General features: G+C 59.9%; 21 protein-coding genes, 3 pseudogenes and 1 riboswitch. Of the genes and pseudogenes, 10 read left to right on the top strand and 14 right to left on the bottom strand.

Annotated features, from left to right (window positions below; genetic code table 11):
* The 3 genes from NP552_RS21530 to NP552_RS21520 all read right to left on the bottom strand — a co-directional run bounded on the left by NP552_RS21530 (position 1) and on the right by NP552_RS21520 (position 2,839).
* Positions 1–588: a TMEM165/GDT1 family protein gene (locus NP552_RS21530; protein ID WP_043864356.1), complete on the bottom strand. Its 588-nt coding sequence runs from the start codon at positions 586–588 to the stop codon at positions 1–3.
* Positions 589–675: 87 nt separating this feature from the next.
* Positions 676–797, bottom strand: a riboswitch (yybP-ykoY riboswitch).
* 38 nt (positions 798–835) lie between these two features.
* Positions 836–1,834, bottom strand: a complete 999-nt coding sequence (locus tag NP552_RS21525) for a class I SAM-dependent methyltransferase (protein ID WP_043864357.1) — start codon at positions 1,832–1,834, stop codon at positions 836–838.
* Positions 1,835–1,876: 42 nt separating this feature from the next.
* Positions 1,877–2,839, bottom strand: coding sequence for a 2-hydroxyacid dehydrogenase (locus NP552_RS21520; protein ID WP_054916229.1), 963 nt, complete (start codon positions 2,837–2,839; stop codon positions 1,877–1,879).
* 188 nt (positions 2,840–3,027) lie between these two features.
* Here NP552_RS21520 and NP552_RS21515 point away from each other — a divergent pair, with 188 nt between their 5' ends.
* The 10 genes from NP552_RS21515 to NP552_RS21470 all read left to right on the top strand — a co-directional run bounded on the left by NP552_RS21515 (position 3,028) and on the right by NP552_RS21470 (position 17,161).
* Positions 3,028–3,657: a LysE family transporter gene (locus NP552_RS21515; protein WP_043864359.1), complete on the top strand. Its 630-nt coding sequence runs from the start codon at positions 3,028–3,030 to the stop codon at positions 3,655–3,657.
* A gap of 132 nt (positions 3,658–3,789) precedes the next feature.
* Complete coding sequence (locus NP552_RS21510) at positions 3,790–5,472, top strand: fatty acid--CoA ligase (protein WP_054916228.1); 1,683 nt, start codon at positions 3,790–3,792, stop codon at positions 5,470–5,472.
* A 337-nt stretch (positions 5,473–5,809) separates the two neighbouring features.
* Positions 5,810–7,693: a DUF1302 domain-containing protein gene (locus tag NP552_RS21505; RefSeq protein ID WP_043864361.1), complete on the top strand. Its 1,884-nt coding sequence runs from the start codon at positions 5,810–5,812 to the stop codon at positions 7,691–7,693.
* Positions 7,694–7,718: 25 nt separating this feature from the next.
* Entirely contained in the window at positions 7,719–9,083 is a 1,365-nt protein-coding gene (locus NP552_RS21500; protein WP_043864362.1) for a DUF1329 domain-containing protein, read from the top strand.
* 252 nt (positions 9,084–9,335) lie between these two features.
* The gene (locus NP552_RS21495) at positions 9,336–12,056 is read left to right on the top strand and encodes a LuxR C-terminal-related transcriptional regulator (protein WP_078481525.1); all 2,721 of its coding nucleotides are present in this window, start codon (positions 9,336–9,338) and stop codon (positions 12,054–12,056) included.
* A gap of 251 nt (positions 12,057–12,307) precedes the next feature.
* The gene (locus NP552_RS21490) at positions 12,308–13,915 is read left to right on the top strand and encodes a tetratricopeptide repeat-containing response regulator (protein ID WP_043864364.1); all 1,608 of its coding nucleotides are present in this window, start codon (positions 12,308–12,310) and stop codon (positions 13,913–13,915) included.
* The gene (locus NP552_RS21485; protein ID WP_054916226.1) at positions 13,912–14,604 is read left to right on the top strand and encodes a sensor histidine kinase; all 693 of its coding nucleotides are present in this window, start codon (positions 13,912–13,914) and stop codon (positions 14,602–14,604) included. Before NP552_RS21490 ends, NP552_RS21485 begins: the two co-directional genes overlap by 4 nt.
* A gap of 156 nt (positions 14,605–14,760) precedes the next feature.
* On the top strand, positions 14,761–16,068 hold the full coding sequence (locus NP552_RS21480) for a carbohydrate porin (protein WP_274097138.1): 1,308 nt from the start codon (positions 14,761–14,763) through the stop codon (positions 16,066–16,068).
* Positions 16,069–16,152: 84 nt separating this feature from the next.
* Positions 16,153–16,602: a hypothetical protein gene (locus NP552_RS21475; protein WP_054916225.1), complete on the top strand. Its 450-nt coding sequence runs from the start codon at positions 16,153–16,155 to the stop codon at positions 16,600–16,602.
* A gap of 52 nt (positions 16,603–16,654) precedes the next feature.
* A complete protein-coding gene (locus NP552_RS21470) occupies positions 16,655–17,161 on the top strand; it encodes a GNAT family N-acetyltransferase (RefSeq protein WP_054916224.1) in 507 nt (168 codons plus the stop codon).
* A 490-nt stretch (positions 17,162–17,651) separates the two neighbouring features.
* Here NP552_RS21470 and NP552_RS26165 read toward each other — a convergent pair whose 3' ends face one another.
* The 11 genes and pseudogenes from NP552_RS26165 to NP552_RS26155 form a co-directional block, all read right to left on the bottom strand.
* The gene (locus NP552_RS26165) at positions 17,652–17,921 is read right to left on the bottom strand and encodes a toxin glutamine deamidase domain-containing protein (protein ID WP_353229557.1); all 270 of its coding nucleotides are present in this window, start codon (positions 17,919–17,921) and stop codon (positions 17,652–17,654) included.
* A gap of 354 nt (positions 17,922–18,275) precedes the next feature.
* The gene (locus NP552_RS21465) at positions 18,276–18,584 is read right to left on the bottom strand and encodes a DUF3630 family protein (RefSeq protein ID WP_253086812.1); all 309 of its coding nucleotides are present in this window, start codon (positions 18,582–18,584) and stop codon (positions 18,276–18,278) included.
* Positions 18,581–19,798, bottom strand: coding sequence for a hypothetical protein (locus NP552_RS21460; protein ID WP_274097137.1), 1,218 nt, complete (start codon positions 19,796–19,798; stop codon positions 18,581–18,583). The genes NP552_RS21465 and NP552_RS21460 overlap by 4 nt, the downstream gene beginning before the upstream one ends.
* 265 nt (positions 19,799–20,063) lie before the next feature.
* The gene (locus tag NP552_RS21455; RefSeq protein ID WP_274097136.1) at positions 20,064–20,393 is read right to left on the bottom strand and encodes a hypothetical protein; all 330 of its coding nucleotides are present in this window, start codon (positions 20,391–20,393) and stop codon (positions 20,064–20,066) included.
* Positions 20,394–20,430: 37 nt separating this feature from the next.
* Positions 20,431–21,593, bottom strand: a pseudogene (locus NP552_RS21450) (IS3 family transposase).
* Positions 21,562–22,056: pseudogene (locus tag NP552_RS26160) on the bottom strand (DNA/RNA non-specific endonuclease). The pseudogenes NP552_RS21450 and NP552_RS26160 overlap by 32 nt, the downstream one beginning before the upstream one ends.
* Positions 22,057–22,145: 89 nt before the next feature.
* Positions 22,146–22,469 (bottom strand): hypothetical protein, encoded by a 324-nt coding sequence (locus tag NP552_RS21445; RefSeq protein WP_274097135.1) that lies wholly within the window; start codon positions 22,467–22,469, stop codon positions 22,146–22,148.
* Positions 22,450–22,692: a colicin E5-related ribonuclease gene (locus NP552_RS21440; RefSeq protein WP_078481539.1), complete on the bottom strand. Its 243-nt coding sequence runs from the start codon at positions 22,690–22,692 to the stop codon at positions 22,450–22,452. The genes NP552_RS21445 and NP552_RS21440 overlap by 20 nt, the downstream gene beginning before the upstream one ends.
* Positions 22,693–22,750: 58 nt before the next feature.
* A complete protein-coding gene (locus NP552_RS21435) occupies positions 22,751–23,479 on the bottom strand; it encodes a hypothetical protein (protein ID WP_078481540.1) in 729 nt (242 codons plus the stop codon).
* 11 nt (positions 23,480–23,490) lie between these two features.
* Complete coding sequence (locus NP552_RS21430; RefSeq protein WP_274097134.1) at positions 23,491–24,507, bottom strand: hypothetical protein; 1,017 nt, start codon at positions 24,505–24,507, stop codon at positions 23,491–23,493.
* 115 nt (positions 24,508–24,622) lie between these two features.
* Positions 24,623–24,895: pseudogene (locus tag NP552_RS26155) on the bottom strand (contact-dependent growth inhibition system immunity protein); the annotation flags it as partial.
* Positions 24,896–25,040: the final 145 nt, after the last annotated feature.

Here is a 25,040-nt window from a genome sequence, read left to right as displayed (position 1 = left end):
TCAGCCCACCCACCCGCTGACCTTCATCGCCGAATACACCGCCACCAGCGCCAGCACCACGAATGCCGTGGCCGCCAGGCGACGGATCAGGGTCAACGGCAGCTTCTCGGCGGCAAAATTGCCCGCCAGCACCACCGGTACGTTGGCAATCAGCATGCCCAGGGTGGTGCCGATGATCACCATGATCAGGTGCGGGTACTGCGCCGCCAGCATCACCGTGGCCACCTGCGTCTTGTCGCCGATCTCGGCAATGAAGAACGCGATCAGCGTGGTCAGGAACGGGCCGAAGCGCCGCGCCGTACTGGCTTCATCGTCATCCATCTTGTCCGGCACCAGGGTCCACAGGGCCGTGGCGGCAAAGCTTGCGGCCAGGATCCAGTGCAACGTGGCCTCGGAGAAGAAACTGCCGAACCACGCACCCACCGCACCGGCCGCCGCATGGTTGGCCAGGGTCGCGGCAACGATACCGGCGATGATCGGCCAGGGTTTGCGAAAGCGTGCAGCGAGGATGAGCGCGAGCAGTTGCGTCTTGTCGCCGATTTCGGCGAGCGCAACGATGGCGGTGGGGACCAGCAATGATTCCAGCATCAGGATTCCTACGGGGGCGGGTCGACACGGCTATGACACGTACAGCCTTCCCGCCCCGGGTAAGGTGTGCGTGTCATAGGTCTTGTCAAACCCTGGATCCGTCTGTGCGGACCGTGGGTCGTACGCGCCATGGTCTGAGGACCAAGTATGTTGACGCGTACCGGGCGAGCTGGGTGCTCGCGGGAGACTACTCCCCTAGGACGGAGCGGATTCTGCCTAGGCAAAACCGTTTGGGCAAGCGAAGTTTTTAAGTTCGTGTGGCCTGGTAGATCCGAAAGCCTTGTCCCTCGTCGCGAATCAGGCAGTTGCCCAAGGCGCCTTCGATGAGCGGTTGGTACCGCAGGAAGCTGTTGGCCACAAGCCGAAGTTCGCCGCCTTTTTTCAGATGATCGGCCGATTTTTTCAGCAAGGTTTCCGAGGCGTGGTAATTGGTGTGAACCCCGGTGTGAAACGGCGGATTGCTCAGGATCACGTTCAGCTCGCGGGGCGCGGCATCGATGCCGTCACCGGCGATGACCTCCCCCTCCAGGCCATTGGCGGCCAGGGTCAGGCGGCTGCTGGCCACGGCGAAGGCATCCACGTCCAGCAGCGTTACCCGGCTTTGTGGGTAGCGGCGCTTGATCGCCGCGCCGAGCACGCCCGCACCGCAGCCAAAGTCCAGCACATGGCCCACGGGCAGTTGCTCGAGGTTGTCCAGCAGCAGCGCGCTGCCGCGGTCCAGCCGGCCATGGCTGAAGACCCCGGGCAGGCTCACGATCTGCAGCGGGCCTTCGGCCAGTGGCAGTTCGAATCGTTGCGCCAGGCTTTCCAGCGGCTGCGCCTCTGGCGGGGTGTCCACCGTGACCTGCCACAGCTGGCAATGGCGTGCACTGTCGAGCTTGCGCGGCTTGCCGAAGGCGTGCAGCTGCTTGGCCGCACCCTCGATACCCCCGCGCTTTTCACCCACCAGGTACAGCTGGCGCCCACCCAGGCGCGAGGCCAGGGCATTGAGCAGGTAGTTGGCCAGATCGCGGGACTTGGGCAGAAACAGCACGGCGCCGTCGAAAGCCACCGGCGGCACCTCCACGCCATAGTGACTGCGCCCGGCAAATCGCGCCTCGAGCGCGGCCTGGTCGCCGGCGTGCCAGCTCCAGGCGCGGGCATCGGGCAGGCTGCCCAGCAGGTCGTCGGCGGGCAGGCCGGCCAGCAACACGGGGCCTTTGAACAGCTCGGCCTGACGGAGCAACACTTCACTACGTGGGTCCATGGTCGGCGCCCCTCTGCAAAAAGTCGCGAATTCTAGCAGAACTCAGCTGACCACTCGGCGCGGGTTGCCCTGCAGGAAGGCTTCGGCGTTCTCGGCCAGTTGGCCGACGATGCGCTGGCGCGCCTCGACCGCGCCCCAGGCACTGTGCGGGGTGACCACAAGGCGCGGGATATCGCCTGCCAGCAGGGGGTTGCCATTGACCGGAGGCTCCACGCTGAGCACGTCGGTGGCGGCGCCACCCAGGTGCCCGCTGCGCAGTGCGTCGGCCAGCGCCTGTTCGTCGATCAGCCCGCCACGGGCGGTGTTGACCACGAACGCGCCGGGCTTGAGCAGGGCCAGCTCGGCGGCGCCGATCATGTTGCGGGTGCTGTCGTTGAGCGGGCAGTGCAGCGTCAGCGCATCCACCTGCGGCAGCAGCTCGGCCAGGCTCAGGCGATCATCGCGGGCCGGGCGGCCGGGCAACTGGCCGGACAGCACGCGCATGCCGAAAGCTTCGGCCAGGCGCGCCACCGCACCGCCAAGTTCGCCGTGGCCGAGCAGGCCGAGGGTCTTGCCCTCCAGTTCGACGATGGGAAAGTCGAGCAGGCAGAACTGCCTGGCCTGGGCCCATTTGCCGTCGGCCACCGCCTGCTGGTAATCGGGCAGGCGAGTGGCCAGCGCCAGCAGCAGGGCCAGGGTGTGCTGCGCCACCGAGGGCGTGCCGTAGCCCTGGCAGTTGCTGACCACGATGCCCTGGGCGCGCGCGGCCTGCAGGTCGACGTTGTTGGTGCCGGTAGCCGACACCAGGATCAGCCTGAGGTCGGGGCAGGCGGCGAGGGCGGCGGCGTCCAGGTGCACCTTGTTGGTGATCGCCACGCTCGCGCCCTGCAGGCGCTCGGCCACTTCGTGGGGGGCAGTGGCCGGGTGCAACTGCAGTTCATCGAAGCAGCCGCGCAGGCGGCTCAGGTCGAGGTCGCCCAGGTCCAGGGAGCTGTGGTCGAGGAATACAGCGCGGCGCAAGGTCATGGGGCAGGCTCCTGGGGTGTGGTTTGAGCAGGTAGTGGGGCATTAGAGCCTGCATCGCCGTGGGCGTAAAGCCAGGCATCCGGCTGCACGGGAGGTGACTGTGCCGATTCACTTGTAACTGTATCTTTCAGAACTGCCAGGCAGTGGGTAAGGTACGCCACCCGATCGTTTGCCAGGAGCGTCACCCCATGTACTGGGCAGAATTTCTCACCGTTGCGCTGATCCACCTGCTGGCCGTGGCCAGCCCCGGCCCGGACTTTGCGGTGGTGGTGCGCGAAAGTGTTACCCACGGTCGGCGCGCCGGTACCTGGACCGCCTTCGGCGTGGGCACGGCGATCTTCCTGCATGTGGGCTATTCGCTGCTGGGCATCGGCCTGATCGTGTCGCAGTCGATCATGCTGTTCAACGTGCTCAAGTGGCTGGCTGCGGCCTACCTGGTGTACATCGGCATCAAGGCCCTGCGTGCCCGCCCGGCGCCTGCCGGCAGCGAGAGCGTGCAGGTCTCGACCGTGGCGCGCACCCCGCGTGCCGCCTTTGTGGCAGGGTTCATGACCAACGGCCTGAACCCCAAGGCCACGCTGTTCTTCCTGTCGCTGTTCACGGTGGTGATCAACCCGCACACGCCGCTGCTGATACAGGCCGGCTACGGGGCCTACCTGGCGCTGGCCACCGGCCTGTGGTTCTGCCTGGTGGCCCTGCTGTTCAGCCACGCCCGTGTCCGCTCCGGGTTTGCGCGCATGGGCCACTGGTTCGATCGCGGCATGGGCGCGGTGCTGGTGGCGCTGGGTATCAAGATCGCCTTCACCGAGATGCACTGAGGCGGTTGATGGCCATTGGCCTGTCATCCCTGCGGGCGCGCAAATCATTCCTTTGGCTGATTTGAGCGCCCCCGTCCCGTTCTAGAGTAAGCGCCGTATTGCCATGCCTGCGTACTCGAAAAAGGGACTCCCATGCTGCAAACCAGGATTATCGCCCCCGCTGCGGGCGCTTACGAATACCCGCTGCTGATCAAGCGCCTGCTGATGTCGGGCAGCCGCTACGAGAAAACCCGCGAGATCGTGTACCGCGATCAGCTGCGCTACAACTACCTGACCCTGAGCGAGCGCATCGCGCGCCTGGCCAACGTGCTCACCGCAGCCGGGGTCAAGGCCGGCGACACCGTGGCGGTGATGGACTGGGACAGCCATCGCTACCTGGAGTGCATGTTCGCCATCCCGATGATCGGCGCGGTGGCCCACACCATCAACGTGCGCCTGTCGCCCGAGCAGATCCTCTACACCATGAACCACGCCGAAGACCGCTTCGTACTGGTCAACAGCGATTTCATCGGGCTGTATCAGTCCATCGCGCCGCAACTGACCACGGTCGAGAAGACCCTGCTGCTCACCGACGGCCCCGACAAGCATGCCGAACTGCCGAACCTGGTGGGCGAGTACGAGCACTTGCTGGCCGGCGCGGCCACCACCTACGACTTCCCCGACTTCGACGAGAACTCGGTGGCCACCACCTTCTACACCACCGGTACCACCGGCAACCCCAAGGGCGTGTATTTCACCCACCGCCAGCTGGTGCTGCACACCCTGGGCGTGGCTACCGTGACCGGCAGCATCGACAGCATCCGCCTGCTGGGCACCGATGATGTGTACATGCCCATCACCCCGATGTTCCACGTGCACGCCTGGGGCATCCCCTACGTGGCCACCATGCTCGGGCTCAAGCAGGTCTACCCGGGGCGCTACGAGCCGGAGATGCTGTGTCAGCTGTGGCGGGACGAAAAGGTCACCTTCTCGCACTGCGTACCGACCATCCTGCAGATGCTGCTCAACGCCAAGGGCGCGCAGGGCCAGGATTTCGGCGGCTGGAAGATCATCATTGGCGGCAGCTCGCTCAACCGCGCCCTGTATGAGTCGGCCAAGGCCCAGGGCATCCAGCTCACGGCGGCCTATGGCATGTCGGAAACCTGCCCGCTGGTGGCCTGTGCCCACCTCAACGAAGAGCTGCTGGCCGGCAGCGACGACGAATGCATCAGCTACCGCATCAAGGCCGGCGTGCCGGTGCCGCTGGTGGAGGCCGCGGTGATGGATGCCGAAGGCGGCTTCCTGCCGGCTGACGGCGAGTCCCAGGGCGAACTGGTGCTGCGCGCGCCGTGGCTGAGCATGGGGTATTTCCGCGAACCGGAGAAAGGCGCCGAGCTGTGGCAGGGCGGCTGGCTGCACACCGGGGATGTGGCGACCATCGACAGCATGGGCGTGGTCGATATCCGCGATCGCATCAAGGACGTGATCAAGACCGGCGGGGAGTGGGTGTCGTCGCTGGCCCTCGAAGACCTCGTCAGCCGCCACCCCTCGGTGCGCGAAGTGGCGGTGGTGGGTGTACCCGATCCGCAGTGGGGCGAGCGTCCGTTTGCCCTGCTGGTGGTGCGTGACGGCACCAGCATCGACGCCCGCGAGCTCAAGGAGCACCTCAAGCCCTACGTGGAGCTGGGCATGATCAACAAGTGGGCAATCCCCAGCCAGATCGCCCTTGTTACCGAAATTCCCAAGACCAGCGTGGGCAAGCTGGACAAGAAGCGCATCCGCGTCGACATCAGCCACTGGCAGGCCAGCAACAGCGCATTTCTGTCCACCCTCTGAAGGCGGGCCGGTCGCGCCCTGGCGGGTGCGACCCTTGCGCCAGACACCTGCGCGCCTTGTCAAAGCGAAAAAATAGGCCATCCTTGCCGCTGCCCGCGCAGTTGGCGAGCGAATCAGCTCTTTGGGTGTAGTACCAACGTGCAAATCACACTTTAGAGGGATCAAGCACAGGTACCTGCTGGCTATAGTCGGGTCAGGGGATTTTTAGGGACGGGGGCCCGCGCAAATGACTGCGCACTGCCACGTTGGTCGACCAGCAGGCGTATTCACGTCGGTCGTTCGATGCGTTTCTCAAAGGACTCACTGCCATAAAAATAAAGTACATGGAGTAGCGTCGATGACATCAGTAAATCTGTTCTGGCGCCGGGCGAAATTGCCATTGGCCGTCAGCCTCGCTTCTACGCTCGCCGGCCCTGCATTCGGCGTCAGTTTCAACATCGGTGAAATCGAAGGTCAGTTCGACTCGTCGCTGTCCGTGGGGGCCAGCTGGTCGACGGCCAAGCCGAACCAGAACCTGATCGGCGTCAACAACGGCGGCAAGGGGCTGTCGCAGACCTCCGACGACGGCCACCTGAACTTCAAGCGCGGCGAGACCTTCTCGAAGATCTTCAAGGGCATCCACGACCTGGAGCTCAAGTACGGCGACACCGGCGTGTTCGTGCGTGGCAAGTACTGGTACGACTTCGAACTCAAGGACGAACACCGTCAGTTCAAGGATATCAGCGACTCCAACCGCAAAGAGGGCGCCAAGTCGTCCGGTGCCGAGCTGCTCGACGCCTTCGTCTACCACAACTACTCGATTGGCGAACTGCCGGGTTCGGTGCGTTTCGGCAAGCAGGTGGTGAGCTGGGGTGAAAGTACCTTCATCGGTGGTGGCATCAACTCGATCAACCCCATCGACGTTTCCGCGTTCCGCCGCCCGGGTGCCGAGATCAAGGAAGGCCTGATCCCGGTCAACATGTTCTACATCTCCCAGAGCCTGACCGACAACCTGTCGGCCGAAGCCTTCTACCAGCTGGAATGGGACCAGACCGTCGTCGACAACTGCGGCACCTTCTTCTCCCAGCCGGACATCATCGCCGACGGTTGCACCGACAACCTGCGCGTATTGTCCAGCAGCCGCACCATGACCCCGGCACAGATCGCCGGCCTGGCCAACTTCGGCGTGGACGTGAACGAGGAAGGCATCAAGGTGGCGCGCGGCCCCGACCGCGATGCCCGTGACAGCGGCCAGTTCGGTGTTGCCCTGCGCTACATGTTCGAACCGCTCAATACCGAGTTCGGCGCCTACGCCATGAACTACCACAGCCGTGCGCCGATCTTCAGCGCCACGGGGGCTTCTGCACAGGCCTACGCCATTGCCGGCATGGTCGACCCGCGCACCGGCGCCGCCATCGTGGCGGGCAACTCCAAGTACTTCGTCGAGTATCCCGAAGACATCCGCCTGTACGGCCTGAGCTTCTCCACCACCCTGCCTACCGGCACCGCGTGGAGCGGTGAAATCAGCTACCGGCCGAACGCACCGGTGCAACTGAACACCACCGACATCCTGTACGCCGGGGTCACCCAGCTGGGCGGCACGTTCGGCAATGCCTCGCTGCTCAAGGGCCAGGCCGATACCGACCTGCACGGCTACAAGCGCAAGGAAATCACCCAGTTCCAGACCACCCTGACGCACTTCTTCGACCAGGTGATGGGCGCCAGCCGCATGACCGTGGTAGGTGAAGTGGGCGTGACCCACGTGGGCGGCCTGGAAAGCGCCGACAAGCTGCGCTACGGCCGCGATCCGGTGTATGGCCCTGGCCCGCTGCCGGATACCTTCGGCCTCAACACCTGCTCGGACATCCTCAACGCCGGCACCATCGGTGGCGCCGCGCCTGGCGGTGGTTCCTCCGCCAACCGCAGCCGCAAGTGCGAAAAGGACGGCTACACCACCAGCACCTCGTGGGGCTACCGTGGCCGCGTGATCTGGGACTACAACGATGTGTTCGCCGGGGTCAACCTCAAGCCGAGCGTGGCCTGGTCGCATGACGTGTCCGGCTACTCGCCAGGCCCGGGCGGCAACTTCGAGGAAGGGCGCAAGGCGGTCAGCCTGGGCCTGGACGCCGAATACCAGAACACCTACACCGCGAGCCTGTCGTACACCAACTTCTTCGATGGCAAGTACACCACCGTGGATGACCGCGACTTCATCGCCCTCAGCTTCGGCGTGAACTTCTAAGCACTGATCCGGGAAGACCAAGATCATGAAAGCAACCAAGAGTCTGTTGAAAATCGGTGTGCTGAGCCTGTCGCTGCTCGCCACCGGCGTGATGGCGGCGGTGTCCGCCGACGAAGCCGCCAAGCTGGGCACCAGCCTGACCCCGATGGGCGCCGAGAAGGCCGGCAATGCCGACGGTTCGATCACCGCCTGGCAGCCCCTGAGCACCACGGCCGGTTCGGTCGATGCCAAGGGCTTCCTGTCCGACCCGTACGGCAACGACAAGCCCAAGTTCACCATCACCGCGCAGAACGTCGACCAGTACAAGGACAAGCTGTCCCCTGGCCAGTTGGCCATGTTCAAGCGCTATCCGGACACCTTCAAGCTGCCGGTGTACCCGACCCAGCGTGGCTCCACGGTGCCGGACTCGGTGTTCGCCGCCATCAAGAAGAACGCCACCACCACCAACCTGGTAGCTGGCGGCAACGGGCTGGAGAACTTCCAGATCGCGATTCCGTTCCCGATCCCGAAAAGCGGTGTGGAGGTGATCTGGAACCACATCACCCGCTACCGTGGCGGTGGCGTCACGCGTGTGGTGAACCAGGCCACGCCGCAGCAGAACGGCAGCTACAGCATGGTGAAGCTCGAGGAACAGTTCATGTTCCGCGATCGCCTGAAGGATTTCGATCCGGCCAACCCTGGCAACGTGCTGTTCTACTTCAAGCAGAAAGTGACCGCCCCGCCGCGCCTGGCCGGTACCGTGCTGCTGGTTCACGAGACCCTCGACCAGGTCAAGGAGCCGCGCAAGGCCTGGATGTACAACGCTGGCCAGCGCCGCGTGCGCCAGGCCCCGCAAGTGTCGTATGACGGCCCGGGTACCGCCGCTGACGGCCTGCGTACCTCCGACAACCTGGACATGTTCAACGGTGCGCCGGACCGCTACGACTGGAAGCTGGAAGGCAAGAAGGAGATGTACATTGCCTCCAACAGCTACAAGCTCGATTCGACGAGCCTCAAGTATGCCGACATCATCAAGCCGGGGCATATCAACCAGGACCTGACCCGTTACGAGCTGCGTCGCGTGTGGCATGTGGTGGGCACCCTGAAGCCGGGCCAGCGGCATATCTATGCCAAGCGTGACTTCTACATCGACGAAGACACCTGGCAAGCGGCCGTGATCGACCAGTACGACGGCCGCGGCCAGCTGTGGCGGGTATCCGAGGCACATGCCCAGGACTACTACAACAAGCAGGTGCCGTGGTACACCCTGGAAGCCATCTACGACCTGCAGTCGGGCCGTTACCTGGCGCTGGGCATGAAGAACGAAGAGCAGAAGGCCTACAACTTCGACTTCACTGCCAGCAAGGCCGACTTCCAGCCGGCAGCGCTGCGCCAGGATGGTGTGCGCTGAGTTAGAACCTCCTCCGTGTGATCCCCAGAACGCCCCGGCTTGCCCGGGGCGTTTCTGTGTGTGGCCCGACAACAGGCCGTGAGGGGCAATGCGGGATGAATTGCACGCAATGCTGCGCTTCGTGAGTTTTTGTCGCTTTTTGTTGTAGTCTTTTTTCCGACCTCTGCGCCAATCATCTTCAAATGTGCCGTTTAAAGCGCTAGTCTCGGCGGGTCTGTTCTGCCGAAGACTTCCAACTAAAACGAGCCGGCCATGACTGATCTGTCGCGTATGCAAGGGTTCGCCAGCCAGGCCATCAGCGCTGTGGAGGGCCGCTTCTACCGTCCACCACTGCCCGAGGGGCACGTGCCGCGCCCGCGGCTATGCCAGCGCCTGCACGCCGGCCTTAGCGGTCGACTGCTGCTGGTTTCGGCGCCCGCCGGTTTCGGCAAGAGCTCGCTGGCCGTGGAGTTCTGCCAGAGCCTGCCGGCCTCGTGGGGCAGCCTGTGGCTGGGGCTGAGCCAGCGCGACAGCGACCCCGGGCGCTTTCTGGAGCGCCTGCTCGAAGGGCTGCAGCAGTTCTGCCCGGACCTGGGCAACCAGGCCCTGGGCCTGCTCAAGATGCGCCAGCGGCACCAGCCTTTTGCCTTCGAGGAGTGGCTCGACAGCCTGCTCGACGAACTGGCCCTGCACCTGCACCCGCAGAACCCGCTGCTGCTGGTGCTCGATGACTACCATCTGGCCCAGGGCCCGGTGCTCGACCGCTGCCTGCAGTTCTTCCTCAATCATTTGCCGCCTGGCCTGGTGCTGCTGGTCACCAGCCGCCAGCGTCCCGACTGGCACCTGGCGCGCCTGCGCCTGTCGCAGCAGTTGCTCGAACTCACCGAACAGGACCTGCGCCTGAGCCCCGAGGAATCCCTGGCCGTGCTCGACCAGCACCCCACCACGCTGCGTGGCCAGGCCCTGGACAACCTGATTCAACGCAGCGATGGCTGGGTCGCCGGCCTGCGCTTCTGGCTGCTGGCCGCCTCCGAGGCGGGGGTCGACAGCGCCTTGCCCCACGCCCTGCATGGCGGCGAAGGGCTGATCCGCGACTACCTGCTCGAAGAAGTCATCGACTGCCTGCCGCCCGAGGTGCAGGCGTTTCTCTACGACACCGCCTGCCAGGAGCGTTTTTGCGCCGACCTGTGCGATGCCCTGCGCGAAAGCCACGACAGCGCGCAGATACTGCGTTACCTGAAGGCACACCAGGTGTTTCTGGTACCGCTGGACGAGCAGGGTCAATGGCTGCGTTATCACCACCTGTTCTCCGACCTGCTGCGCACCCGCCAGGCCAGCCAGCCGCTGGCCAGCCTGCACCTGCGCGCGTGCCGCTGGTTCCACGCCCAGGGCCTGCTCGACGAGGCGGTGGAGCAGGCCCTGCGCGCCGGTCACCTGGACGTGGCGGCCAACCTGGTGCAGAACCTGTCCGAAGAGCAACTGCTGGCCGAACAGAACGTCGGCATGCTGCTGCGCTGGAAGATGGACCTGCCCGACAGCCTGCTGATCAGCACCCCGCGCCTGATCGTGCTGTACAGCTGGGCGCTGGGGCTGGCCTGCCAGCTGGATGCGGCCGAGGAACTGGTCAGCCACCTCAGCCGGTTCCTGCCGGCGCCTTCGGCCACGGCGCAGAAGTCCATGCTGGCGCAATGGCTGGCCCTGAGCGGAATCATCGCCCGCGGTCGCGGCGACCGTCTGAAAACCCGCTCGTACTGCCAGCAGGCGCTGCGCAGCCTGCCCACCAAGCGCTACGGCCAGCGCCTGATGTGCCTGTCCACGTTGTCCAACCTGGCCATCGCCGAGGGCGATTTCTGGCACGCCCGTGGCTGGAACCGCGAGGCGCTGGAGCTGGCACGGCGGGTCGGCAACCCGTTGTTCGAGGCCCTGGCCCACTACGATCGCGCGCGGGTGCTGCATGCCCGTGGCGAGGTCCTGCGTTCGATGGAGGAGGTGCGCCACGGCCTGCAACGCCTGCAAGGGCTGTCGGCCCAGCGCCTGTACGCGGCGCGTGCGCGCCTGGCGCTGTACGAAGGCTACCTGCTGGTCGCCGGGCTGCAGCCCCAGGAAGGGCGTGCGCGCTTGCGCGCCGGGCTGGTGGAAGCGCGTGCCTGTCGCGACATCAGCGTACTGATCGGGCATTGCGTGCTGGCCACCCTGGACGGACGCGAGGGGCGTTTTACCGAGGCCTTCTGCGAGCTGGCCGAGGCCGAGCGCCTGATGCATATCTGGGACGTGCCGCCGGTGTTCTATCTGGCCATGATCACCCTGGTCAAATGCGAGCTGTGGCTGGCCCAGGGGCGCATGGATCTGGCCGAATCCTGGCTGCTGCGCCTGGGCCAGACCTACGGTGGCGAACGTGCCGCCGCCGCACCGGAGTTCCATCCGCTGCTGCCTTTGCACATCGAACTGCAGCAGGCCCTGCTGGAACAGGCCCAGGGGCGTACCGCACAGGCCGCACAACGCCTGCAGGCGCTGACCGAGCACGGGCGCAGCAATGGCGGCCAGCTGCTCGGCACCACCGCGGTGTGTCAGCATATCGGCCTGTTGCTGGCGAGCGGTGCTGCAGAGGCGGCCGTGGTGTTGCTGCCCCAGGCCCTGGAGGCCGCGCAGGGGGGCGTGCTGCAACCCTTCCAGCGGCTGCTGGAAGATCACCCCGAGTGGATGCGCGAGCAGTTGCTGGCCCAGCCGGCGGGGCCGGTGCAGGCGCGCCTGCTGTCGCTGTTGCCGGTGGTTGATACCCCGCCGGCCCCCGGGGCGGGCACCGAGGCTCTGAGTGCGCGAGAGATGTCGGTACTCAAGCTGATCGCGCTGGGGTGCTCCAACCAGCAGATCAGCGAGCAACTGTTCATTTCGTTGCACACCGTCAAGACCCACGCCAGCCACATCAACAGCAAGCTCGGCGTCGAGCGCCGCACCCAGGCGGTTGCCCGGGCCAAGGCGCTGGGCCTGTTGTAGCACGGCAGTCGGCCAAGTATGATGGCATCGCGCCATCACGCTTGGCGCGTTGGCTTCGTGCCGCATGCTTGCGGCGCCTCAAGCAAAGTGCACGTGCTGCCGATAGCCTTTCCGAGGCCTGCAGCCGTTGACGTTGCTTGCCAAGCAGCATGCGCTGGCGATGATCGTCGCGCTGCTTGCGTCCTGAAGCCGAGCCTGTCCCTGTAGGCGCCTTGGCGCCGCTCTTCTTTCTTCCAAGTCAGGTTTTGTGGATGTTGGTGTATAGCCAAAAAAGTTTTCTGATCGTCGATGACTTCACCGACTTCCGCACGTCCGTGCGTTCGATGTTGCGGGAAATGGGTATCCGCGACGTCGATACTGCCGAGAGCGGCGAGACGGCGATTCGCATGTGCGGGCAGAAGCGCTATGACTTCATCCTGCACGACTTCCACCTGGGCGACGGCAAGAAGAACGGCCAGCAGGTGCTGGAAGACCTGATGATCGACAAGCTGATCAGCCACGAGGCGATCTTTGTCATGGTGACGGCCGAGAGCAGCCAGGCGGTGGTGCTCAGTGCCCTGGAGCACGAGCCGGACGCCTACCTGACCAAGCCCTTCAACCGCCTGGGGCTGACCCAGCGCCTGGACAAGCTGGTACAGCGCAAGACCCTGCTCAAGCCTATCTTGCAGGCGTTGGACCGTGGCCGACCGGCCGAAGTGCTGCTGGCCTGCGACAACCTGTGCAAGCAGGACCCGCGCTTCGCGCCGCTGTGCCTGCGCTACCGTGCCGACGCCCTGGGCGCCCTCAACCGGCATGAAGAGCTGGAGCGCTTTCTCAAGGCGATCCTGGCCAACCGCCCTACGCCATGGGCATACGCGGCGTTGGGCAAGCTGCTGTTCAAGCGCGGCCAGGCCGTCCAGGCCAAGGAAATCTACGAACAGGCGATCAAGGCGTTTTCGATGATGCCCGGCCTGTACGACGGCTTGGCCGACGTGCTGGCTGCCGCAGGTGAAACCCGCCGTGCCCAGTCGGTGCTCGAAGAGGCCGTACGCCTGTCGCCGCTGGCGGTCCGCCGGCAGATGCAACTGGGCAAGCTGGCCCTGGGCAACGCCGACTTCGACACCTCGTCGCGGGCCTATCGCCAGGCCGTGAGCCAGGGCCAGAATTCGCGTTTCAAAGACCCTGAAAGCAACCTGGGCCTGGCCCAGGCGCTGATCCAGAAGAACGTGGGCAACGGCCTGGATGCACGCACACGGGTGGAGCTGAACCAGGTGCTGGGCGATGTGGCCAAGGAGTACACCGACGACCAGGGCCTGCAGGTACGTGCGCGCTTGATCAAGGCCACCGGCCTGGCGCAGGCGGGCGATGCCGAGACGGCCGCCAAGCTCACCGAGGCGGCGGTTGCGCGGCTGGAGAACATGGACCAGTTCTTCTCGGCCGAAACCGCCCTGGCAGTGGCTGCGCAGTTGCAGCAACTGGGTCAGGAGGCGGCGGGCACGGCCATCCTCAAGAACTGCGTGGAAGTCTACGGTGACGACGCGAGCGTGATGCAGAGCATCGCCAAGCTGACCGACGACCCGACGATTCTGGGCGCCGGCAACGAAGCCGTCGACCTCAACCGCCAGGGCGTGCGCAGCTATCAGGCCGGCAAGGTCGGCGAGGCGCTGGAGCAGTTCCGGCGCGCGCTGGCGTTGCAGCCCAAGAACATCAGCATTGCACTGAACACTGCCCAGGCGCTGCTGCGCATGGCCGGGGAAAACCCCTCGAGCGCCGCGCTGGAGGAATGCCGCGCGTGCCTGGCCAAGGTGGCGGGCATTCCCAATACCGATCCGCGCTACGAGCGCTATCGAAAACTGCGTATCCGGGCGGTGGGCTCATGAGCAACGATTCCCAGGGGCTGGATTTTTCCACGGTGATCGCCTCCACCGTACACGACATGAAGAACTCCCTGGCGATGCTGATGCAGGCGCACAGCCAGTGGCTGTCGCGCCTGCCGGCCGCCCAGGCGCAAGGCCCGGAGCAGGCGGTGGTGGAGCACGAGTTCGCGCACCTCAACGGCATGCTCGTGCAGCTGCTGGGGTTGTACAAACTCGGGGTCAATCAGTTGCCCATGTGCCCCGACTACCATGACCTGGACGACTTCATCGGCGGCCTGCTGGCCTCCAATCAGCCGATCATCGACAGCCGCGAGATCATTGCGCGCTACGAGATCGATGCCTTCAACCCGCTGGGCTTCTTCGACCGCGAGCTGGTCGGTTCGGTGATCTCCAACGTGATCAACAACGCCATCCGCTATGCCGGGCACGCCTTGCTGGTCACGGTGGCCGAGCAGGGCGAGCAACTGGTGCTGAGCATCAATGACGACGGCCCGGGTTATCCACAGGGCATGATCGACCGTCAGGCCGACTACGTGCAGGGCATCAACCTGCACACCGGCAGCACCGGGTTGGGCCTGTACTTCGCTGAACGCATTGCTGCGCTGCACGAGCGCAACGGTGTGCGCGGGCGCATCGAGATCGCCAATGGCGGTGCCCTGGGCGGCGGCCTGTTCCAGCTGTACCTGCCCTGAGCCAGTCGCCGGTCGGCCAGGGCGTTGCACCAAAGTCTACAAATTAAACGGTTAGTACATAAAATCCCGTAACATAGGCCACCTGCATTTCTTGTGTCCCGGTTCGCGCCTTCGTCGCTGACCGGGTGGCGATCTATTGTCTTTCGGGAGGGCCGTTTGAGCCTCTTTTCGCGTTTTCCGTTCAGCCCCCTCGCGTTTGCCGTGGGCCTTTCTTCCAGCCTGCTGGCGTGTGCGGTGCAGGCCGATGCATTCGACACCCTTGTCGACAGCCCGACCCTGACCGGCGACTGGGGCGGCAGCCGCTCACGCCTGGAGGCGAGCGGCGTCAAGCTCACCGGCGAGTATGTGTCGGAAACCATGGGCCTGGTCAGCGGTGGCCTCAAGCACGGTGCGCGCTATGCGCAGCAGGTCCGCCTGGGCGCTACCTTCGACCTCGAGACATTGCTGGGCGAGGCGGATGCAGGCACGGTCCAGCTGACGATCAATGACCGGCGCGGCAACAGCGCCTCGCAAGACCTGGTGGGCAACCGGCTGCCGGTGCAGGAGATCTACGGCGGGCTGTACACGCGCCTGAGCGAGCTGAGCTATGCGCGCAGCCTGTTCACCGACGACCTGAACGTCAAGCTCGGCTGGATGGCCATGGGCAATGACTTCGGCGGCATGGGCATCCTCACCAACTTCGTCAACGCAGGTTTCTGCGCGCACCCGCTGAGCATGTCCGGTGGCAGTGGCTGGGGCAACTACCCCACCGCGCACTGGGGCATGGAGCTGAAATACCGCATCAGCCCCGAGTGGACGGTGCAGACCGCCTGGTTCAACGTGAACCCCGAGACCAACAGCGCCTCGTCCAAGGCCTTCGACCTGACCTCCAGCGGCACCACCGGGGCCATCCTGCCGGTGGAGCTGATCTACAACAACCTGGCTACCTATGACGGGCAGTACAAGTTCGGCTGGTATTACGACACCTCCGACACTGCGCGCATCGGCCAGCCCGACAGCAAGGCGGCGGGGCGTCACGGTGCCTATGTCCTGGTCGATCAGATGGTATGGCGTTCGGATTCGACCCGGGGGCGCAGCGTACGCCTGTTCGCGCAGGCCACCGACACCGACACGGCCACTTCGCCGTTCTCGCACTGGTACGCGGCCGGAGCTGTGCTGAGCCGACCGTTCGCTTCGCGCGAGCATGACAACGTGGGGTTGGCATACGGCCGTGCGGTGTTCAACTCGCGCAGCCGCGATGTCCAGATCGCCAACCTGGAGCGCGGTGGCGACCTGGCCCAGGCGCAGAGTGTCAGCAACCTGGACATGGGCGAGCAGTTGCTGGAACTGAGCTACACCGCCCAGGTAACCCGCTGGCTGACGGTGCGCCCGAGCGTGCAGTACGTGATGGAGCCGGGTGCATTTTCCGGCAAGGACACCCAGGACGCGTTGCTGGCCGGCGTACAGGTGAAGGTGCAGTTCTGATGGAGTGAGCGCGATGCGCTTGTTCGCCGGGAGGCTGACCCGCACAGGACTGTAGGAGCCAGCCTTGCTGGCGAAGAGGGCTGCATGACATCATCCCGCGCCCAGATCGCCCAGGATGGCCTCGCCTTCATGCTTCGCACTTCACTGCTTGCCCTCGCTCTGTTCTCCTTCCCGGTTTTCACCTACGCCGCCCCTGCGGCCTCGGACAAGAGTTGCAGCGGTGACGATTATGTCTGCCCCGATTGGATGCCGACCCAGGGCCAGGTGCAAGACGCCATGGCTGACTTCACCCGCAAGCTTCACGCCAGTGGCCGGATGACGTCGCCGATCAAGGTGCTGGGCCGCATAGAAGTCTCCACCGTCTCTTGCGCATCGATGGGCCCGGAACGCGATTCGAACTTCATCTGCGGTGCCGAAGTACGCCTGCTCGGCGACGGCGGGCAGACCCACCACGTGCAATCGTCCTACACCATGCGGCTTTCCGAGTCGAACCGGTTCAGCGTCTACTCGCAGGGCGAATGGGTTGAGTTGTGACGCGAATCGTGGCTGACTGCGCGCTCTTTTTCATCGAGCCCCTGCCGTAGCCATGAGTGAACTCACCGTCGAACTGATCCCGACCGGCCCTGAACACATCGAGCTGATCCGCAACCTCTACCAGTTCTATGCCTACGAGTCCTCGGACTGGGAGCAGGAAGACGTCGAGGTGGACGGCCGTTTCTACATCCACGACGAGCACCTGGCCCGCTACTGGCAGGAGCCGCAGTGGAGCGCCAACCTGATCCTGGTCGATGGCTACATCGCCGGCTTCCTGCTGGTCGAGCGCAGCGAACTGGCAGGGCTGGACGCACAGGAGCTGGCCGACCTGTTCATTCTCAAGCGCTACCGGCGCAAGGGCATCGGCCAGGCATTGGCTACCCAGGTGCTGATGAGTGGGGAAGGGGACTGGCTGGTGCGCTTCTATGACCAGGATGAAACCTCACAGGCGTTCTGGCGCAGCGTGCTCGACAACCTGCCACGGCCGGTGCAGGCCATCGAACTGGATGACGAGGGCGAGTTGCTGAGCTTTTTGATTACGCGGGCGGTCATGCATTGAAAGGGCCGGCTACCAGCGGCAAGCCTCACCAGACTTCATGGGGCTGGGCCCTGTAGTTTTTTTCGATGCGCTCGACCAGCAAGGGCGCGCTGATTAATCCTCGGGTGGGGTACTTCTGCTCTTGCGAGCTGAATGCCCTGTCCGGTCGATACTCTTCGTCACCGTCCCACAGCCAGAGCGAGCCACCCGGCCCACCCGCCCTTGTGCGGAATGTCAGAGATCCATACCGCCGTGCATTGACAATTATTCCAGCGATGAGAGCTGGCCCGACTGCTTTCGACCAAACTCGAAGAGCTGTTTGGTCAGCAGCAGGAAACCACTGTGCGTAAGCGTGGCCCAAGACCTGTTCCACTTGGAAGGTTTGACGCTGAGCTTAAGCCACTAGTAGCTAGATCATCTACCTTTCTGGCAGCGCCACCAGTTGCTTTTGCACCGTTAAATCACCTAGATTTCACGGCCTTCTCTTTTATGTAGTCCTCCAAATAACTTTCTAAGGGCTTTGCTGTTCCAAGAACATGAAGCGCACCAGACTGCGTAGTATTTTGAAATTACTGAGATTTGCTGGCTTCCCGGTCTGCCCATCAAGGAATCTAACAACACCATTCTGATTAAACACATTGAAAACATGCCCTGGCTGACCCAGCCCATAAGAACCAAACACAACTCCCCGAGCGCCATTTCCGGAGCTTGCCATTTGCTGCGCAATATTGTCAGGCGCCGTTATAGGGCCAAATTTAGAGCCAAATTGTTTTTGAAACACACTCAGCGGGACACCTTTCGCCTGGCCTTGCAGGCGCAAAACAAACCATACTTGGTCGGTTTTTTGATGGACTATGTAGAGTTAGTATTGATTAACGTGCCGCCATCTTTACCAAGGCCATCGTAATCGATCAGTGTTTGCTCAACTGCCCGAGCGTCAGCACGAGAAATATTCTCAAGCCCTCTGATTTCGGAAACCACTATACCTTTTTGTCTGAGGTGAGCTTGACTGCGTTTAACTATGTCGTCGGTTTCCAACGTAACGAGTCACGCCATCAATAACGCAGTTATAAACACAGGCCTTTCCGCCTATAGAGGCAACCTCACCTGCGCCTTTTGCACCGAAGGACTATTTCTACTTAATAGAAATTTCTTTTAATTCCTCGATAAGTCGATCCCCCTCCTCACTTTGCGACTCCAAACTAATCATCACAGGAAAGTCTTCATAAACCAATCGCAGGGGCCGGTCTTTTATAATCACCCCCCACACTCTAGTATCAACAGAATCACTTCTGCTAATAATCTTTCCAGAAAATAACTTAACGAATTCTTCGGCATAATTAGGGAAGCCTTCCCAGCCCACATCAGAAGTCAGCTCCGCATACAGTCTCCCAGACCTCATGCGGCCAAGAGAAAACACTTTTTCATCAATAAATTTTTTCATTGAAAAAGATCTCCACCACCAGCTCGCGTAGAGCTCTCAATTATCTGATCAAAAGTTTTTCCCTTTTTAACTAAATCATCAAATGCAGGGCCGATCTTGTTACCATATCGCTCCAAATTTCTTGCATCGATTACGTCAAGCATATCCGGAGGCGTATACTCCCTATACTTTACTTTCAACTCGTTTCTTGCGCCATATGCATATTTTGCGACTTCTTCTGCGCTAGCGCCGCCGGCACGCATTTTGTCCACAGCACCTTGCAAGTCGTAAACATCTTTAACATAGTTTTGTCGGACAGGTGGGAGATACCCGAAGTCTCCGTCAGCTTTAGATATAGCGTTGTCCCAAGCAGGAGTACCTTTTGCACCCCCCACCGAATGCGCATAAGGCATCCCTGCCTCCGCATCCGTTATACCACTTGTCGAATTCGGATTCTTTCCAGGTGGCCCATTTTTACCACCAGCGTTGTCCACCAGGCTCGACGCCTTCCAAGCCGTCTCCCGCTCCCCAAGCGCTTTCGCAACCTGCCCCAGCTTCCCTGCTTTGTTGATCACCGCAAAGCTCAGGGCGAACTCGGTCTCCCACTGCATTTCCACCCGCAGGGCAGCCTGTTCCTGGCCTTGCAGGCGCAAAACAAACGCCTGGACTTTCGCGTCCTGCTTGGCGCTCTCGAAGGCTTGTGCGACTTCGTACGGATTGCTGGCCTTCTGAATCAGTCCGTTGGTAATACGAGAACTGGTGCCACTAAAGTCCGTGACCAGCCCTTCACCCAAGCCGTAGATGTTTTTGGCTGACTCTGCCACTGCCGCCGCAATGCCTTGCCCTACGCCAATCCCGCCACCCAGCAGATCGGTTTTGCCGTAATTGAGGTTGCGGTCGTAATAGGCGAGTTGTTCCCAGTTCTGAAGGAATCTGTCGTTGATCAGGTATTCCTGATTCACCTTCGGATCATAGAAATTTGCGTGGTTGATCTCGTAGTTCTTGAGCAACGCCAACGTTTCCGAGGCGGTATACACCTTGTGCGGGTCGCTGATGCTCGGCACATCCCCTTTGTCCGTGGTCGCATAGTTCGCCCCCAGCGGCGCCAGCGCCTGCCCGAGGTGGGCGAGGGTGCTGTCGTCGAACTTCACGCCCGCAGCGCTGATCGTGGTCTGCCAGTCCTTGTCGGTGTAGTAGGCAAATGCCTCGGCCATGCGCCGCTCGGCTTCGGCCACGCTGATGTTCTGCTCTTGCGCCAGCGCCTTGGCCTGCTCGGAGATGAGCTTGCGTTCTTCCGGGTGCAGTACGAGGCTTGGAGGTGTCTACGAAACCAGGGGCGATTCAGACCGTAGGTCGTCAGGGTGGGTGCAAAAGGAATGCAACTTGACTGCAGAAAGGATGCAAATAGGGTGCAAGAAGGCGGCAAAAAGGGTGCAGATAGGGTGCAAAAACACCCCATATTCAGCCTAAGCTTCTACATCTAAACCTGCCGCTTAATTTTCAAGGATAAATAAAGTCTATACTTATTTTAACTTTAACTAAGTCCAAGGTTACCTCACAGCCACTCCACGCTGGCAGCCCTCCTGTAAGTTTATTCTCAACATACCAACTGCGAAGCTCTGTTAAAAGGTCTAAAATATCTGTATTGGCTCGCCCGCCTGCCGTGAACCAGGCAACGTTACCTTGTTCATCAATGTAGTCATACTCATACTCACAGCTATCTAGCTCTTGGGATAACTGTGCCCGCATTATAATTTTACAGGCTCCGCCGGGAGCAATTTCAAATAAAATACCCCCAATGTCATTGTAGATATCATCATCACTACGCATCAATTTCCACCCGGTGAGTTTTTAAATACTGTAGTGGTCAACTGATCCCGGACACTGAATTGAGTTTTTCCTCTGCGACCGCAGGCGGTAGCCCTTCGTTGAATTGATGCGGTCGCCGCCAGTTGTACCGCTCCATCAAAAACCGACTGATATCTTGCTGCGCCAGCACAGCGCTCATGTAGCCCACCGTCGGTATCCATTCAGTCTTCAGGCTGCGAAATAGCCGCTCCATCGGCGCGTTGTCGTGGCAGTTGCCGCGCCGACTCATGCTCTGCGTGAAGCGGTATCTCCATAGTCTCTGGCGGAAACTCAGGCTGCCGTATTGGCTGCCCTAGTCGCTGTGAAACAGCACATTCTGAGGCCGGCCACGCCGCTCATAGGCCATATCCAATGCCTTGATCACCAGGTCGGCATCAGGCTTGGCTGAGAACGCCCAACCTACAACACGCCGGGCACAAAGGTCGATGACAGCCGCCAGATAGTGCCATTGGCCTTCAGCCCAGACGTACGTAATGTCACCGCACCAGATTTTGTTCGGGGATGCCACGCTGAACCCACGATCAAGCACGTTCGGGATATCAGGCCGCTCCACGGTAGCCTTTTTGTAGGCATGGGAGCCCGGCTGTTTGCTGATCAAGTTCAGCTCGCGCATCAACCTACGTACCTTGAATCGCCCGATCTGAATGCCGTCCTCTTTCATCATCGGCATGATGCTCCGGCTGCCCGCAGCGCTTCGGCTTTGCGTAAACAACTCGTTCACGCGGCTACGCAAGACTACTCGTTCGGCATCCGGATACCGACGTTTCCGGCAGTACGCGTAGTAGCAAGATCGGGTGACATCAAATACCGAGCACAACAGATCAACAGGCTCTTGAGCCCGCAGTTGATCGATTAACGCGAACGCTCGTGTTCCTCGGCCATCAAGAGCGCGGTGGCCTTTTTTAAGATCGATTTTTCCCGTTCTAGCCGATTGATACGGGCTTCGAGTTCCTGGATTTTTTGCTGCTCAGGTGTCAGAGCCTTGCTGGTGGGAGTAACACCGCTACGTTCTTGCTGAAGCTGGCTCACCCATCGACGAAGCGCCGATTCGACCAATCCGAGCGAACGGGCGGCTTCGATATGGCTGTAGCCTTGGTCGAGCACCAGGCACGCAGCCTCGCGCTTGAACTCAGGGGTAAAGGTACGACGTTGCTTGGTCATCAGACACCTCTCTATGGCGAGCATTCTCGCCTAAATGGGTGTCCGGTTTCATTAGACCACTACATACAATCTCTTTTGGACGAGCACCGCCTATTGAATACTCCACATTAAAGCTATCTGGCCGAACACTTTTGCCAGAATACACAGGCTCAATCTTCACGCTAACCTGCTTGCCTTCCTTAAGTGCGGACGTCCATGTATTCTCCATAGACTTCCAAGTACCTTTATTCAAGTTCCCATTCATGGGAAGGAGATTCAATCTCTCCCCAGGTCCGTTGAATATACTAGCAATCAAGTGCCCACCCTCGTCCCCACTGACGCCTCACTTACCTGCCACACATTGCTGATATGTATTCCGATCATTTTTAGTCAATGAAAGATTTGACTCGACTTTCTCAACGCGGCCCAAGCCATCTGTTTGAAAAGTTTTATTCCCATCGACCTTATATACGGTATTCGGCACAGGCTTATTCAGCTCTTTATTCCATGCACCTTTACCACCAGAACTAATCTCGACCTCCCGTAAAGCTTGCCCTGTTCCTTTTGCACCATCTAAACCTTAACGAGCACAAACTCCATCAAAATACCACTACCACTCATGCTTTCAATAATTACTCGACTCGCTTCTATCGACTTCAAAGCGAAATTCATTTCATTTAATGACGCGGAAAAGTCGACAATACAATCCATGCCTGGAACTCTCTTGTTTCCCTTGATTTTAAAACCCTCAATACCAAGAACTGCAATATTATTATTTTTGCAGTAGTCGACCAGCCTGATTCCATCGCCAACATCAAACAAAGGAATGCCACTCCACATCAATGTAGGTGTAACAGGTAAATCCTCAACGAATACTTCAACTGTAATCAGTCCCATGGTGCAACCCACTCAGGATCTTTTTATTGGAGACTTGGACAATCGCTCCCGTGCGATCATTCCTTACCACATAAGAACCATCCTTAGCGATATACCCAGTAGCTGGATCGTTAAGGCGGCTCCCTGACACAGTATCAAAACGAGTATCTTTCGTCACAACCGTTTTGACTGGTTTATCGATTACAGACTGTATAGAGCTTTCCGTCCAACCCCATTTACCCATTTGGTCGGCAATCTTTGGTTCAATCGTAATTGAAATTCCTTTTGCACCATCTAAACCGTCAATTTAATCCAAATAAAATCTGCCTGAGAGCACGTTGTTTTTCTAGGGTTGAACCATCAAAAAAAACCTTATCAGACGTTATAACTTTAATAACTTTACCACACTCATAAACTTTAAATCCCTGGCTCTCCAACAGCGAAATGCTGGCAAATCTATCCACGCCTGCTCTCTCCCAGAAGAGGTTGCCTAGCCACATAGTGCTTCCAATCGCCTCAATATATCCTTGCCTGAGCACGTTACGGCCAGGATTCCCTGAGGTATCAATTTCCATTTGATCCAAGGGGGGAGGCAAGCCATTCGACTTCATTGGAAGACCTGAAAGAGGGCGACCCACGCATTCATACTCTAGAGGGTCTGTAGCGTTCTGCCAAAAATCATATTCGACATCAGAAACCCATGCCTGAATAAAACCTTCAACATTGAGAATAGGCCTTATTTCCTCTTCCAACTTAGTATTACCATGACCCTCTGATTCTTCTAGTACCAAAAAGCAATAACCCAGTGCTGGAAGCAACCCGAATCGGAGCTCAAACCCACCAGACACCAAACCACTAGGCCATGATTTTTTTTTCAATATTTTCTTTTCAAGCGTTTTGATATCAATCTTAACCCCATGCAGAAAAAATATCGTAGGGGAGGAAAACTTACTTAAAAGCTCTTCAACCAAAGCCAGCATCTGCAAACCACTGATCGACTCGACATCAAAAACAAACTTGAATCGCTTCATCTTTTCAGGTCTCACTTGAATTCTTTAACAACCACTTTGACATTATATTCACGGCCGAATTCGATAAGCGACTTAGCAGCAGCCGAGCCACCAGGCTGAACTCGCAGGTCAAGCACCATATTTGCTGGTACACCATTGACTTTCGCGCCATTTGTCCCTAAGTCGATAATATGATCTTGCATTCGGCCTAACCACGTACTTCCTACCGTATCTACAGATTTCAGACTAACGAGCGTATTACCATTCTGAAAATCAACAAGCGGGAAATACCCATTTCTTTCGGCCCCTACGTTATACCAGCCGCTCTGCGGTGAATACTCAGTTTTAGCAAGGTATGACTCAATGTCTACCCCTCGTTGAGTCGGTTTAAGAGTCCAAACCTCTGAAAGATTCGTTGTGAGATCTTTTGCACCATTTTTTTCCCCGCTTTGCAACATCCCCGCCAGCTTCTCAAGCCACCCTGGCGTTTTCGAAGCCACAGCTTTAGCAGCACTTCCCAGCGAAATAATGGCCAGCGCCAGTTCCGCTTCTGCCTCCACCCCAAGCCGATGACTCTCCGATTCGGTCGGCGTAAACAGCGTATCTTTGGTGCTCTCAAACTGGTTCAGAAACTGACTGACCAATTGCAGCGCAGCAGGATCGACCTTTTCCCTCCCTTGACCATGCCGCGCGGTGGCTTCCAGCGCTTGAACCATCTGCTGTTCAGTTACGTTTTCAGCCCCTGGCGCGCAGTAACCGGGCATTTGCCTGCATGCATCGGCGATGCCTTTGGCGAAGCTTTCGGCATTCTTCCTGTGCAGGTCATGGTTGTAAATGGTTGCACTCTGAGCAACCTCGGAGCCTTTCTGAAGATCACCGTTGACGGCTGCGGCGGCAAGCACACCAGTCAATTGGGACAGCATCACATGAACGTTGGTGTCGCCACCGGATAACGTTGACAGCGTATCTGCCATGGCTTCGTTCAAGCCCGCAGCCATGGCGCCAGTTTTGAAATCGCTGCCCGTGGCCTCTGCCAGCAAACCACCCATGACGGCATGCACCACAATTTTGGGCAGGCTGCCGTTCTCAAAGGGGTGATGAAGAGGTATTTAGTGATTACGGCGGAGTGAAATAAATAACCCCGGCACTGCCGGGGTTATTTTTCTATGTACAATGACTGATAGCTAATCGAAGAGTCGCACCGATTTCAGCTGGAGAACTATTACCTGAAATCACCACATAGTCGCTTTCAGTTATTCCTTTACCACTCCATGCTTCTGGTTTTTCGTGGTGGCTAGGTTTAATAGCCATAGTGCTTTTAAAGAATTCGATCACACATTGCTTCATATCCTTGAGCATCGCCCGTTTGGCTTTATACCCAAACCGACCCATAATTTCGCTTACCCATAAATTGTACTGAGGAACTACTCTTCCTCTAGCATCAAAAAAACTGGTTCATCTTTCGGGTTAATCATTCGACTAGTTAAAAGTCCTTTTATCACTGCCTCCCCCAAATCTTCATTAGATGATGAGTGAGACAATAAAAACTTTCTCCGCAGGGATCTGGGAGAAAATTCCAATA

The organism is Pseudomonas sp. 8209 (assembly GCF_028682105.1).
Taxonomy (GTDB): domain Bacteria; phylum Pseudomonadota; class Gammaproteobacteria; order Pseudomonadales; family Pseudomonadaceae; genus Aquipseudomonas; species Aquipseudomonas palmensis.
This window is presented reverse-complemented; position numbering and strand designations above follow the sequence as displayed.

What these genes read in the sequence shown, in the direction of transcription:
- NP552_RS21520 (WP_054916229.1), bottom strand. Translation starts at nt 2,839, where the DNA reads ATGACCTTGCGCCGCGCTGTATTCCTCGACCACAGCTCCCTGGACCTG.
- NP552_RS21470 (WP_054916224.1), top strand. Translation starts at nt 16,655, where the DNA reads ATGAGTGAACTCACCGTCGAACTGATCCCGACCGGCCCTGAACACATC.
- NP552_RS21430 (WP_274097134.1), bottom strand. Translation starts at nt 24,507, where the DNA reads ATGGGTGGTTTGCTGGCAGAGGCCACGGGCAGCGATTTCAAAACTGGC.
- NP552_RS21435 (WP_078481540.1), bottom strand. Translation starts at nt 23,479, where the DNA reads ATGAAGCGATTCAAGTTTGTTTTTGATGTCGAGTCGATCAGTGGTTTG.
- NP552_RS21490 (WP_043864364.1), top strand. Translation starts at nt 12,308, where the DNA reads ATGTTGGTGTATAGCCAAAAAAGTTTTCTGATCGTCGATGACTTCACC.
- NP552_RS21445 (WP_274097135.1), bottom strand. Translation starts at nt 22,469, where the DNA reads ATGGGACTGATTACAGTTGAAGTATTCGTTGAGGATTTACCTGTTACA.
- NP552_RS21475 (WP_054916225.1), top strand. Translation starts at nt 16,153, where the DNA reads ATGACATCATCCCGCGCCCAGATCGCCCAGGATGGCCTCGCCTTCATG.
- NP552_RS21530 (WP_043864356.1), bottom strand. Translation starts at nt 588, where the DNA reads ATGCTGGAATCATTGCTGGTCCCCACCGCCATCGTTGCGCTCGCCGAA.
- NP552_RS21455 (WP_274097136.1), bottom strand. Translation starts at nt 20,393, where the DNA reads ATGCGTAGTGATGATGATATCTACAATGACATTGGGGGTATTTTATTT.
- NP552_RS21515 (WP_043864359.1), top strand. Translation starts at nt 3,028, where the DNA reads ATGTACTGGGCAGAATTTCTCACCGTTGCGCTGATCCACCTGCTGGCC.
- NP552_RS21440 (WP_078481539.1), bottom strand. Translation starts at nt 22,692, where the DNA reads ATGGGTAAATGGGGTTGGACGGAAAGCTCTATACAGTCTGTAATCGAT.
- NP552_RS21510 (WP_054916228.1), top strand. Translation starts at nt 3,790, where the DNA reads ATGCTGCAAACCAGGATTATCGCCCCCGCTGCGGGCGCTTACGAATAC.
- NP552_RS21500 (WP_043864362.1), top strand. Translation starts at nt 7,719, where the DNA reads ATGAAAGCAACCAAGAGTCTGTTGAAAATCGGTGTGCTGAGCCTGTCG.
- NP552_RS21485 (WP_054916226.1), top strand. Translation starts at nt 13,912, where the DNA reads ATGAGCAACGATTCCCAGGGGCTGGATTTTTCCACGGTGATCGCCTCC.
- NP552_RS21495 (WP_078481525.1), top strand. Translation starts at nt 9,336, where the DNA reads ATGACTGATCTGTCGCGTATGCAAGGGTTCGCCAGCCAGGCCATCAGC.
- NP552_RS21505 (WP_043864361.1), top strand. Translation starts at nt 5,810, where the DNA reads ATGACATCAGTAAATCTGTTCTGGCGCCGGGCGAAATTGCCATTGGCC.
- NP552_RS21525 (WP_043864357.1), bottom strand. Translation starts at nt 1,834, where the DNA reads ATGGACCCACGTAGTGAAGTGTTGCTCCGTCAGGCCGAGCTGTTCAAA.
- NP552_RS21465 (WP_253086812.1), bottom strand. Translation starts at nt 18,584, where the DNA reads ATGAAAAAATTTATTGATGAAAAAGTGTTTTCTCTTGGCCGCATGAGG.